General features: G+C 45.8%; 13 protein-coding genes. 5 read left to right on the top strand and 8 right to left on the bottom strand.

What is annotated here, in order from left to right; translation table 11 throughout:
* The first annotated feature begins 9 nt into the window (after window positions 1-9).
* Together cydB and R7Q38_RS02230 are read left to right on the top strand one after the other, a co-directional pair.
* Window positions 10-1,017 carry a cytochrome d ubiquinol oxidase subunit II gene (cydB, locus tag R7Q38_RS02235; RefSeq protein WP_005382693.1) on the top strand — a complete coding sequence of 336 codons (1,008 nt, stop codon included), beginning with the start codon at window positions 10-12 and terminating at the stop codon, window positions 1,015-1,017.
* A 20-nt stretch (window positions 1,018-1,037) separates the two neighbouring features.
* The gene (locus R7Q38_RS02230; protein WP_074190543.1) at window positions 1,038-1,166 is read left to right on the top strand and encodes a DUF2474 domain-containing protein; all 129 of its coding nucleotides are present in this window, start codon (window positions 1,038-1,040) and stop codon (window positions 1,164-1,166) included.
* Window positions 1,167-1,236: 70 nt separating this feature from the next.
* On the opposite strand, the gene R7Q38_RS02225 is transcribed toward R7Q38_RS02230, so the two are convergent.
* The 4 genes from R7Q38_RS02225 to R7Q38_RS02210 all read right to left on the bottom strand — a co-directional run bounded on the left by R7Q38_RS02225 (window position 1,237) and on the right by R7Q38_RS02210 (window position 4,084).
* Entirely contained in the window at window positions 1,237-1,992 is a 756-nt protein-coding gene (locus R7Q38_RS02225; protein ID WP_005382695.1) for a PhzF family phenazine biosynthesis protein, read from the bottom strand.
* Window positions 1,993-2,126: 134 nt separating this feature from the next.
* A complete protein-coding gene (locus R7Q38_RS02220) occupies window positions 2,127-2,231 on the bottom strand; it encodes a DUF6119 family protein (RefSeq protein ID WP_309474410.1) in 105 nt (34 codons plus the stop codon).
* A gap of 185 nt (window positions 2,232-2,416) precedes the next feature.
* Window positions 2,417-3,073, bottom strand: coding sequence for a hexitol phosphatase HxpB (hxpB, locus tag R7Q38_RS02215; protein ID WP_042523570.1), 657 nt, complete (start codon window positions 3,071-3,073; stop codon window positions 2,417-2,419).
* A gap of 129 nt (window positions 3,074-3,202) precedes the next feature.
* The gene (locus R7Q38_RS02210; RefSeq protein WP_213869871.1) at window positions 3,203-4,084 is read right to left on the bottom strand and encodes a LysR family transcriptional regulator; all 882 of its coding nucleotides are present in this window, start codon (window positions 4,082-4,084) and stop codon (window positions 3,203-3,205) included.
* A 97-nt stretch (window positions 4,085-4,181) separates the two neighbouring features.
* On the opposite strand from R7Q38_RS02210, the gene budA reads away from it, so the two are divergent.
* Genes budA through R7Q38_RS02195 form a run of 3 tightly spaced genes read left to right on the top strand, consistent with a single transcriptional unit; the run spans window position 4,182 to window position 7,455 of the window.
* The gene (gene budA / locus R7Q38_RS02205; RefSeq protein WP_017633685.1) at window positions 4,182-4,967 is read left to right on the top strand and encodes an acetolactate decarboxylase; all 786 of its coding nucleotides are present in this window, start codon (window positions 4,182-4,184) and stop codon (window positions 4,965-4,967) included.
* A gap of 29 nt (window positions 4,968-4,996) precedes the next feature.
* Complete coding sequence (gene alsS, locus R7Q38_RS02200; RefSeq protein ID WP_239938567.1) at window positions 4,997-6,700, top strand: acetolactate synthase AlsS; 1,704 nt, start codon at window positions 4,997-4,999, stop codon at window positions 6,698-6,700.
* Window positions 6,697-7,455, top strand: a complete 759-nt coding sequence (locus R7Q38_RS02195) for an SDR family NAD(P)-dependent oxidoreductase (protein WP_017820351.1) — start codon at window positions 6,697-6,699, stop codon at window positions 7,453-7,455. The genes alsS and R7Q38_RS02195 overlap by 4 nt, the downstream gene beginning before the upstream one ends.
* Window positions 7,456-7,743: 288 nt before the next feature.
* Here R7Q38_RS02195 and R7Q38_RS02190 read toward each other — a convergent pair whose 3' ends face one another.
* The 4 genes from R7Q38_RS02190 to R7Q38_RS02175 form a co-directional block, all read right to left on the bottom strand.
* Window positions 7,744-8,340, bottom strand: coding sequence for a methyltransferase domain-containing protein (locus R7Q38_RS02190; protein ID WP_005382731.1), 597 nt, complete (start codon window positions 8,338-8,340; stop codon window positions 7,744-7,746).
* A 136-nt stretch (window positions 8,341-8,476) separates the two neighbouring features.
* On the bottom strand, window positions 8,477-9,679 hold the full coding sequence (locus tag R7Q38_RS02185; protein ID WP_170890151.1) for a phenylacetate--CoA ligase family protein: 1,203 nt from the start codon (window positions 9,677-9,679) through the stop codon (window positions 8,477-8,479).
* A gap of 9 nt (window positions 9,680-9,688) precedes the next feature.
* On the bottom strand, window positions 9,689-10,510 hold the full coding sequence (locus R7Q38_RS02180; RefSeq protein ID WP_054574668.1) for an ABC transporter ATP-binding protein: 822 nt from the start codon (window positions 10,508-10,510) through the stop codon (window positions 9,689-9,691).
* 80 nt (window positions 10,511-10,590) lie between these two features.
* Window positions 10,591-11,835, bottom strand: a complete 1,245-nt coding sequence (locus R7Q38_RS02175; protein ID WP_005373285.1) for an ABC transporter substrate-binding protein — start codon at window positions 11,833-11,835, stop codon at window positions 10,591-10,593.
* Window positions 11,836-11,877: the final 42 nt, after the last annotated feature.

Below are 11,877 nucleotides of genomic sequence, written 5' to 3'. Positions count from 1 at the left end.
GTAGAAAATATGCATTTTGATTTATCCGTGATTTGGTTCGCGATCATCGTTTTTGCCACTTTGATGTACATCATCATGGATGGCTTCGATTTGGGTATTGGAATACTGATGCCCTTCATCAAGGATGAAAAACAAAAAGACGTCATGGTCAACAGTGTCGCGCCAGTTTGGGATGGCAACGAAACTTGGATTGTGCTTGGAGGCGCATCTCTATTTGGCGCTTTTCCGATGGCTTACGCGGTGATTATTGAAGCGCTAACCATCCCTTTAACGTTGATGTTGATTGCTTTGATCTTTCGTGGCGTAGCGTTTGAGTTTCGCTTTAAAGCATTGGAAAACCACTTAAAGTTCTGGGATCGCTCTTTTATGGTCGGCTCGATTTTAACCACGTTTTTCCAAGGCATCGTTGTTGGCGCGGTAATTCAAGGCTTTGCGGTGGAAAACCGCGTCTTCGTAGGTAGCCAACTCGACTGGCTCAGCCCTTTTCCCATCTTTTGTGGTTTGGGTTTAGTCGCAACGTACGCGCTGCTTGGTAGCACATGGCTCATCATGAAGACGGAAGGTGAACTGCAAAACACGATGCACCGCTTCACTAACAAAACACTACTGGCGATGATCTCCGCATTAGTCATTGTGAGCGCTTGGACTCCACTTGCTTACCCTACCATTGCGGAAAGATGGTTTTCTCTGCCGAATTTGTTCTACTTACTGCCCGTACCAGTCATTACTGGACTGGTATGTTTGAAGATTGCTGACTCCGTTAAAAAGCGTAAAGAGCGCAGCCCTTTCGTGATGGCGCTAGTGATCGTGATTCTCGGGTTCGCAGGGCTTGGCATCAGTATCTGGCCAAATATCATTCCTCCTAGCATATCAATATGGGAAGCAGCGGCTCCTGCAAGCAGTCAGCGCTTTATGCTCGTTGGAGCAGTGATCATCATCCCGATCATTCTGGCTTACACCTTTTGGAGTTACTACGTCTTCTCCGGAAAAGTAAAAGAAGGCGAAGCGTACCATTAACGAGTTGATAAGGAGTGAGTATGAAAATCAAAAATTGGTGCCGCCAATGGGCTTGGATGATTGGAATATGGGTCGTTAGCGTCGCTGCATTAGGGTTAGTGTCTATGTTATTTCGCGTCATGATGACCGCTGCAGGGTTAAAATCTTAGCTCGGCACTTTTAAGTCAATAAAAAATGGGGACCTCTAGCTCTTGCGTTAGGAGCTAGAGGCGTTTACATTCAAGTCCGACTTTTCACGTGTGCAGACAATACGATCGTAGATTCTGAACCACGAGCCACTTCAAAATAACCACCAGCACGAGATAGCTGACGAGCCGTCAATTTTTCTTTGCCCAGCTTTTCAAACCAATAAGGCGCTAATGAGCACTGAGCCGAGCCTGTGGCAAGATCTTCTGAAATACCGATTTTAGGTGCAAAGTAACGCAGCACATAGCCACTATCAGAGCTTTGAGCCGTCACGATGACCGCATGAAACTCATCAATTTTAATCAGCTCATCAAAGTTAGGTTGATAGCGAACAACATCATCTTCGGATTCGAGAACAACAACCAAATCACGCGTTGTAAAAGCATCTACGGGGTCATTGGAAAAGCCTGAAATACCCAAGGGGATGGCATGAGGCTTGGCTTGCCAACTTGGCATCACGATCCTGTACATTCCATCCAGTCCAGTAACGGTAATATGGCCATACTGGCTTTTTAGAATGATCTCATTCTGATGATAGTTGGAAATGATTGCAGCGCCTGCGCCCAAACTTCCGTGTCCACATAGGTTGATCTCTCCTTCTAGGCTAAACCAGCGAATGTGGTAGTCACTGCCAGACTGAACCATAAATGATGTGACAGGTTGAGCGACCTGATGAGTGATTTGAAGTAATTCAGAATCACTCAGCCAGTGATTTAGTTCGACAACGCCACAAGGGTTACCTTTAGCCAATTCATCACAAAATACATCATATATTTGCGCTTTAATCATCCATCATCCTTGCTGTTTAACGCCGCATTAAGTTGTAAACAACGCTATCACTAACCCGAAACCACTACACTGCAAAAACGAAACCTAAAAATGACAAGCCTCGGGAGTTCCTCTTAAATGCTTTGTTAGTCTTTTTATGCATCTATCTTGGCTAGTTCAACCGTAAAACCCATGTTTTGTAACCGTCTACTGTGATGACGCAGGTTTACTTTTGAAAAAAAATGGCAAGTGCACTTCACCTTTCTTCTTGTTTCTTAGGGTTGATTATATCGGCCTCTTCGTAGCCTTCTTTGATCAAATATGCAACGACATTAAGCTTCATTTCATCCCTCACCACTCCTACACATAAGCAACTAACATCTCATCAAAGCTCTCTATATGGTATGACATCTGTCATAAATATTACTAATCGTAATGAATAGCTTTATCCTATTAAATCCACTAAATGGCTTTCATTAAACTCTGATAGCTTTTGCAGCTTTAGACTGGCTTCATTAAACTCTTGGTAGAACTTATCAGGTTGAGGTATCACGACTGTTTTTATGTTTGCTCGTGTTGCCGCAAGCATGCCCGAATAAGAGTCTTCAAAGGCAATACAGTTACTTGAATCTACACCTAGTTTATTGATTGTTGAAAGGTAGACATCTGGCTCTGGCTTACCCTGCTCTACATCGTCTGACGATGATATCGCGTCAAAGTAACTGGCAATACCGAGTTTGTTCAAAATGATGGGAATGAGTTGATAAGGTGAATTAGTAGACAACCCTATCTTAAGCCCTTTTTCCTTAAGCAATTTGAGTGTTTCTGTAACACCCTCTAATTCGCATCCTTTTTCAATTATTAATGCCTCCACTTTATCCACAACAGCATTCTCTACTTCCTCTAGGCTCTTTTCTTGCCAAGGATTACGTTCATACCAAAACCTTGTTACTTCACCTGTCGTCATAGTTGCAGTCTGCTTTGACAGCACTTCGGTCACTTGGACACCAACTGATGAAAACACCAGCTTTTCCGCTTCCTTCCACAAAGGTTCTGAATCAATCAGCAACCCGTCCATATCAAAGACCGCAGCGTATATCATTGGTACATCCTCAGTAAGTTCTATTCGTGGAGTAAGATTTGTCTATTCAACCAAAGCATAGCTTTGCATATAACGAGTGAGAGTATCACATTTGCCTGTGGCTATCAGAGCCAGTTCGATGACTCATCTTTAAGCCTCAACATGACCGATGTTCGTGGCTACTTTTAACGCTTGTTTATTGAGATTAGACGCCTCCCAAGCAACGACAACACGACTGGTTAGGGGGATATCATCAATCTCGGCGACTGTCGCGGAATCATCGAGATGTTCAGCCAGTGAGCGCGGAACGAGAGCGATACCTAACCCAGCCTGCGCCATGGCAATCGTCGTACGAAGTTGCGGTGCTGCGAACTGTGGTTCGAGCCTTACTCCTGCGTCGGCAAAAAGTGTGCTCATGCCATCAAACAATGCGGGGCCCGTCTCTCGTGGAAACAGTAAAATTTTATGGCCTCTCAACTGTTTCATCTGGATACAGGGATATTTTGCCAGTTCGTGCCCCGCCGGAATCACCGCGACAAACGGGTCGTTAAACAACACCTTGTGCTCAAAAGGCTCACTGGCGTAACAGGGTAGCCGCATGATTGCGAGATCAAGTTGTTTGCTTTTTAACTGAGTGGCAAGCTCTGGCATTGATAGTTCCGCCGTCTGTAAATGAACCCCATTCTCTTGAATACGCCCAATCCTCTCCAATACCTTAATGCAGGTTGATGTTGACGTCGCGAACCCAATTTTAACCTGCGTATTTTCACCACGGGCAATCTGTCGGGCTTTTGCTTTAGCGCGTTCCACATCAGCAAGAATATTTACCGCATCCGTATAAAAGACTTGCCCTGCATGGGTCAGTTCTACTCCTCTAGACAAGCGCTTAAATAAGTCCACGCCAAGCTCGTGCTCTAGCTTTTTGATTTGTTGACTCAAAGGAGGTTGCGCAATCCCTAACTGTTCAGCTGCTCGGGTAAAGTGACGAGTCTCGGCGACCGCGACAAAATACTTCAGGTAGCGAAATTCCATATATTTTCCATATCAAAATAAATCTTTTTTATATTGGATTTAGCACCGTGTAGAAGTCAATCTAAATATACTCTTCATTGCATAACTGGTCTTACTCATGCGTGGATTTTATAACCCTCTATGTGCTTGTTCGCTTGAAGTAGCGAAAGAATTTTCTGAATACCATCACGTTACCGGAGATGGTGAGATTTATCAGACTTCGTTAATGAGTGCTTTGATCGCTGGTGTTTACGAAGGCTCAACAACCATAGAAGAACTGCTGAAACATGGGGATTTTGGTTTAGGTACGTTCAATGAATTGGATGGTGAGTTGATTGCGTTTGATAAGGAAGTTTTTCAACTCAAGTCGGATGGCTCCGCAAACCCGGCAGACCTGGCGCAAAAAACGCCCTTTGCTGTCATGACTTTTTTTAAGCCTGATATCGAGCTGCCACTGACATCGCGCATGTCACGTCATGAAGTCCATAGCATCATAGACGAGATGGTTCCAAGCGATAACCTATTTTGCGCAGTGCGCATTGATGGCGTTTTCGATTCAGTTCGTACTCGCACCGTACCTAAACAAACACGCCCTTATCGGCCAATGCTTGAAGTGGTCAAAGAACAACCAACGTTCCGCTTCACGCATAAGCAAGGCGTGGTCGCCGGCTTTCGCAGTCCTAAATATACGACTGGCATCAATGTGCCCGGCTATCACGAACACTTTATTACCGATGACCGCCAAGGAGGTGGTCATATTCAGGATTACAGCATTTCGTCAGGGTTCCTCCAGATTGGCAAAGTCTCGCGGCTAGTGATTGATACCCCGGTATCGACAGACTTCCTCAACGCCAATTTGGCTCCGGAAGATATAAATACCGCCATAGAAAAGGCGGAAAAGTAACAAAGTCAGGCAAATAATAAGGACAACAAATGCAATCCAAACCTTCAAATAAAAATGGATCTCAGTTGATCGCTCAACAGCTAGAGTCTCTCGGCATTAAGTACATTTTCGGTATTCCCGGTGCAAAAATCGATCGACTGTTCGATGCGATTGAAGACACTAACATCCAAATGATTCCGGTACGCCACGAAGCTAACGGCGCATTTATGGCGGGCGTTATGGGAAGACTAACCGGCAAAGCAGGCGTCACCATGGTTACGTCAGGCCCTGGCTGTGGAAATCTAGTTACGGGAGTGGCAACAGCAAACTCCGAAGGCGATCCGCTGATTGCTATCGGTGGTGCGGTGAAACGAACTGACCAGCAAAAACAAACACACCAGAGCATGGATACCGTCAGTATTTTTCGCTCTATAACTAAGTTCAGTGCTGAAGTGCAGCATGTGGACGCCGCAAGCGAGATCATGGCGAACGCATTTCGTATCGCAGAGTCAGGTCGTCCTGGGGCTTGCTTTTTGAGTCTCCCCCAAGATGTTTTATCCGAGCAAACCCAAACGGACATTATTGTCCCCTCGCCTTACACACAGCCTGGTTGCGCAGACATCGCAGCAATCGAAGAAGCGGTCAGTCGAATCAGTAAAGCAAAGCGCTGTGTGGTTTTACTTGGCCTTCACGCGAGCCGCAGTAAAAACGCTGCTGCTATCGCCCGATTTCTTCAAAATACGCAGCTACCCGTTGTCGGCACTTACCAAGCCGCCGGCACGGTAGACATCAATTACTATCATCACTTTGCTGGGCGTGTCGGTTTGTTTAATAACCAACCTGGCGATGTTTTACTGCGGGACGCCGATTTAATTCTCACCATCGGCTTTAGCCCAATAGAGTATGACCCTGAGCTTTGGAACAGCCACCGCAACCCAGTGATTCACCTCGATATTGAACCGGCAGAATACCAACTTAATTATCAGCCTTGTGTTGAAATCGTCGGAAACATTGCGCAGTCATTAGACAGGATGGGCAGCTATATCTCTGAATATGCCCGCCTTTCCCCAACGGCACTTTCAGTACTGGAAGAGGTAGCACTGCAACGGCAAGTGATCAAAACCTATCCCAATGTCTATCACAAGCAAGGATTTCATCCACTGGCACTGATTAAAGCCATGCAATCTATCATCACACCAGATACCACGCTATGTCTTGATATGGGGAGCTTCCACATCTGGATCGCTCGTTACTTAAGTTGTTTTCGAGCTCGCCAAATGCTGGTGTCTAACGGCCAACAAACAATGGGCGTTGCACTACCATGGGCCATTGGTGCCAGCCTACTAAAACCTGGTAGCAAAGTGGTATCGATATCAGGAGACGGCGGTTTTATGCAATCGAGCATGGAGTTAGAAACCGCGGTTAGACTGAACTGTAATATCGTCCATATTGTGTGGGTTGATAACGCCTACAACATGGTAGAAATGCAAGAGATCAACAAATATCAGCGCTGCTCTGGTGTGAAATTTGGACCAATTGATTTCAAGGCGTACGCCGAATCATTTGGCGCGAAAGGCTTCGCAGTGACTAGTCAACACGAATTGCTACCGACATTGAATAAAGCCATGGACGTTGAAGGACCAGCAGTGGTGGCTATCCCCGTAGATTACAGCGACAACGACAAACTGATGTTGCCGCGCACAGAGAAAAATCAAGATCCCGTTTTTGTAAGTTTCGAAGGAGAAATCGCATGAGAGGATTAAAAAATAAAGTCGCACTCGTCACTGGTTCTGCCAATGGTATTGGTTTGGCCATCGCAAAACGTTTGTATGAAGAAGGCGCAAACGTCGCTCTTGCCGATTGGAATGAAGAGCAATTGGCAAACGCCGTTGAGGGCTTTGATAAACAGCGTGTGTCTGCGCATTCTATTGATGTTTCTGACCCAGAAAAAGTCGCAGCACTGATTTCTGATGTTGTTACCCGTTTCGGTAAACTGGATATTTTAGTAAACAATGCTGGCGTACATGTCCCTGGTTCCGTGATTGAAGGTAGTGTGGAAGACTGGAAGAAGATCTCTGGTGTAAACATTGATGGTGTTGTTTATTGCGCGAAGTTTGCTTTGCCTGAACTCTTAAAAACGAAAGGTTGTATGGTAAATACCGCGTCCGTTTCCGGTTTGGGTGGTGACTGGGGTGCCGCATTCTATTGCGCGAGTAAAGGCGCAGTGGTGAACCTTACCCGAGCGATGGCATTGGACCATGGTGCGGATGGGGTAAGAATTAACGCCGTATGCCCAAGTTTAGTAAAAACCAACATGACAAACGGCTGGCCGCAGGACATCCGCGATAAATTCAATGAGCGCATTGCGCTTGGCCGAGCAGCCGAACCTGAAGAAATTGCGTCTGTCGTGACTTTCTTGGCAAGTGATGACGCATCTTTCATTAATGGCGTAAACCTACCTGTAGACGGCGGTGCCACCGCATCAGATGGTCAACCTAAAATAGTATAAGCATGAAATAGACAGATCAGTGAGAGACGTTCTACTACCTTTCGGATCGATGCTGATCTGTCGCTTTACGCTCTGAGCACACAACCCGTGCCGGCAATAAACTCAACCACTCGACCGCTGTTAGAGATATCTCAACAACTTAAACCAGCAACGAGAAATTAATGTTTCACACAAACCGACAAACTATGTGAGCATTCCATCAGGCATAGAGTGAAGACTTATGTATCAGCGATTCACAAAGAACCAGACAGTTTCCGCGAATACTTTCTAAAGAAGTCTCAGTGACGACTAACGTTTCTGCCACACCATCCATTGCTCTCTGCCTTTAAAAACCTCAACACTGTTTGCCACCACTGAGGACTTCACAAGTTCAAACGTGGGCTCTAGAAAAGATGCCAACTCCCCACTTCGCAAACAAAATGGAGGAAAGCGTGATAGGTAATTATCATCAATGACGAAAAAACCAATTAGAAAACCTCCGCTTGGCAATAATTTATCCACCATCGAAAAGTATTCTGACCACATATCTCTCGGTAGTGCTGCGAGAAAGGCCCGCTCGTAAATGACATCAAACGAGTGAGAAAAATCGGCATTAAATACATCACCCAATACGACTTTATCTTTGTAGTTACCTAACGTTGATTGCGCCATTTTTACCGCTTCTTGGCTGTAATCCATCGCGATCACGTCATGCCCATATTGAATAAAAGTGCTCAGTTCATAAGCGGCACCACACCCAGGAATAAACACTGACTGGCCTACATGAAGTGAATTGTCGAGATAGTCCTTGAGTTCTTGAGGTGTCGATTGGGCATCCCAAGGCATAGTGCCTCGGATAAACAAATCATCCCAGAATTGTGTGTTAATCATTGGTGCCTGTTTCATTTACCCGCTCCCTGATTGCGGTAGTAAAAAATAAAGGGATACGCAGCGCAATGTGGTATCCCTTTTCTAGCCTTTTGTCTGACGTTGTTAGTTTTTTATGACAACCACTTTCTACTGCACTTATGCCACCAATGAGTTAACTGCGAAGATCATTGATTAACGGCTGCTCCGCTTGGTTCGGTACAAACTGGACATTGCCTTTCAGTTTAGTGACAGACTGGAGTGTTGCTTGAATGTCCTCTGCTGATACATGCACATCATGACAACAGAAAGTAATGGCATCGTTGAAGCCATCGCGCTCAATTTTCAAGGAGCCTTTAATATCGTGGCGACGACAGACTTCTTGGATCTGATGCGGATAAACAAACAGCCCTTTTACTTTCACCGCGGAGTCTGCTCGTCCCATCCAGCCCTTAATTCGTGCATTCGTGCGTGAAGAATCAGAACTTGTCTCTAGGTATGCCGATAAATCTCCCGTTGCGTAGCGAATCAGCGGGAACTTCTCATCGAGCGACGTTACAACGACTTCACCGACTTCTCCCGGTTGTACAGGAACACCATCAGGATCAACGATTTCAACAATAATATCTTCGGCAATCACTAATCCTTGTTCACCAGACACTTGATAAGCAATCAAACCAAGCTCTGCACTTGCGTAGGCTTGAAAGACTGCAATGCCTTTTTCCTCAAACATCTGTTGCATGTCTGCTGTAACCGCTTCACCAGAGACCAGAGCTTTCTCAAAGCTAGGCAGCTCATTGTATTTCTCTTGGTACTTTTGTAGCAACGTCAGCAAATAAGAAGGTGTGCCAGTGTAACCATTAGGTTGAAGCTGTTTAATTGCCTCTATTTGCGCTTCGGTATTGCCTACTCCAGCCGGAAATACCGCACAGCCACAAGCCCTTGCGCCACCATCCATAATAAATCCGCCAGGAGAGAAATGGTAAGAGAGCGTGTTATGCACTAAATCACCCGCACAGAACCCAGCAGCGTGAAACGCGCGCCCCATACGCCAGAAATCGGCCTCATCCGTTTGAGCCTCATATAACGGCCCAGGAGATTGGAATACGCGCGCCATTTGACCAATGGCAACGCTATTTAAGCCACCAAACGGCGGTTTAAGTTGCTGCTGATTAGGTACATTGAACTTACGTGTAATCGGGAGCTGAGCAAGCCCTTCACGATTGTTTGCCAATGTAGGATCTAACTCAGAAAAATGCGCTGCGTAATGTTCGCTATTGGCTTTCGAATTCTCAATCAGTGCTGGCAAACGTTGAAACAGCGACTCTTCTCGCGCCTGTAGAGACAACGATTCTTTCGCATCAAATAGTTCGTTCATCCTTGCTCCTTACAACCAACGCTTACGACGTTTGTAAGATTTCAGATTCTTAAAGCTCTTGCGATCTTCATCGCCGCCGCCAAGGTAGAATTCTTTTACGTCTTCATTGTTTAGCAATTCGTGCTTGCTGCCATCTAGTACGATTTTGCCTGATTCCATGATGTAACCGTAATCGGCCGCTTGAAGAGCGAAGTTGGCATTCTGCTCAACCAAAAGCATGGTAATACCTTGCTCTTTGTTGATCTTGTTAATAATGCTGAATACTTCTTTAACTAGCAGTGGAGAAAGCCCCATAGACGGTTCGTCCAACAAAATCATCTTCGGTCGAGCCATTAATGCTCGGCCAATCGCTAACATTTGTTGCTCACCGCCAGACAAATAGCCCGCCAGGCCAGTGCGCTCTTTGAGTCGCGGGAAATAGTCAAACACCATTTCGATGTCTTGTTCAACTTCGTTGTCAGTGCGTGTATAAGCGCCTAAGCGAAGATTTTCTATTACCGTCATATCTTCAACAATTCGGCGCCCTTCCATAACTTGGAAGATGCCCGAACGGACGATCTCTTCCGGGTTTTTGTTGTCTATACGCTCGCCCATGAAGTTGATTTCGCCGCGCGTCACTTCACCATCTTCGGTTTTCAATAAACCAGAAATGGCTTTCAACGTTGTGGATTTACCCGCACCGTTGGCGCCCAGTAAGGTCACAATCTGCCCTTTTGGAACTTCTAAACTCACACCGCGAAGTACTAGTATTACTTCGTCGTAGACGACTTCAATGTTGTTCACTGAAAGCAGTATTTCTGCCGGTTCGATATTCGTTGCTAATTCAGCCATCAAACTACTCCTTGCTAGGGTGAGAGTGTTCTCTCACCCATCCTTATTTTCAGTAAGCTTTGTTATTAATAAGTCGTAGATTAGTAACCTAGCCAATCGTCACGACGTGACAATGTCACCTGAGATACTTTCTTAATATCAACTGCGCCGCCATCGTTGTTGCCCATAAAGACGTTCACGGTTGTTGTGCCTCGGTGATCTTCCGGTTTCCAGTTCGCAGGGACACAAACACCTTCTAAGCCTTGTGGTACCCAGTTGTCATGGACATACATGCCCTTCTTGATGTTTTCACCTGTGATGCCACCGTTGTCTTTCGCCCACTCCATTGCTTCTTTCATATAGAACGCAGAACAAATACCGCGAATGTAATGGTGAGTTCTGAATTCGCCCGGCTCTGATTCAGACTGCTTAGAAATCTCACGGACCAGTTTCATGCCTTCATTATCATCTCCCCAAAACGCTGTCATACCTGGGAAAACGTAATCTTTAAGGCCATCGCCTGCTGCTTCAAGCACTGGCTTATCGCCGCCCCAAATGTTTGCCATGTACTGGAACTCTGTCCCAACCGTGTTACAAGACTTCACTAGTGAGATAACCGAGCTACCGATATTAGCAATGTAACCGTAGTTGGTGCCTGACTCTTTCAGCGACAAACATTGCGCTTTGAAGTCCCCTGGTTTTAGTGACACAACGACTGGGTTTTGCACATCAAAACCAAGCTCTTTGGCGTACTCTGCACACGCTTCTTTTGGCGCATTCGGGAATGGATGGTTATCGCCAATGTGCGTAAATTTCGGCGCACCTTGATTGCCCTTAGATTCCCAATCTTCTTTCGCCCACTTAACTAGCGCACGGCACGCATCTGAGTACGACGCACCATAAAAGAAATTATAAGGCGCTGGTTTCGCGGTTTTTGGGTTTTTGCCAGTTGGGTCAGTTAAGTGACCAGAGTAAGAAGCAGAGAACACCGGCACTTTGTCTTTGGTAACAAACGAAATAAGTGCTTCGGTATCCGCCGTACCCCAACCTTGCAGCGCAACCATGTCTTTACGCGCCACCCAACGTTTATAGTTGGAAATCGCCACTGGTACTTTGTACGCCATGTCTACTGTTTCAAATTCGAGCTCGGTACCGTTAATGCCACCGTTTTGGTTAATCCAACGCAATGCGTCTCGCACGCCAGAACCATAAGGCTTGCTTACATAGGCAGTTGGTCCAGAAAAGTCGACTAATTGCCCGACAAACACAGAATCTTTTGCCCAAGTTGCGGTAGTAAACAGTGCAGATGACAGCACCAACGTTGTCGCTAAATGTCCTTTGTTCATAACTCGTTGTCCTTGTTATTGAGGTATATTCCACTTAATTCC

This window comes from Vibrio sp. Vb0598 (assembly GCF_033338935.1).
GTDB classification, from domain to species: domain Bacteria; phylum Pseudomonadota; class Gammaproteobacteria; order Enterobacterales; family Vibrionaceae; genus Vibrio; species Vibrio alginolyticus.
This window is presented reverse-complemented; position numbering and strand designations above follow the sequence as displayed.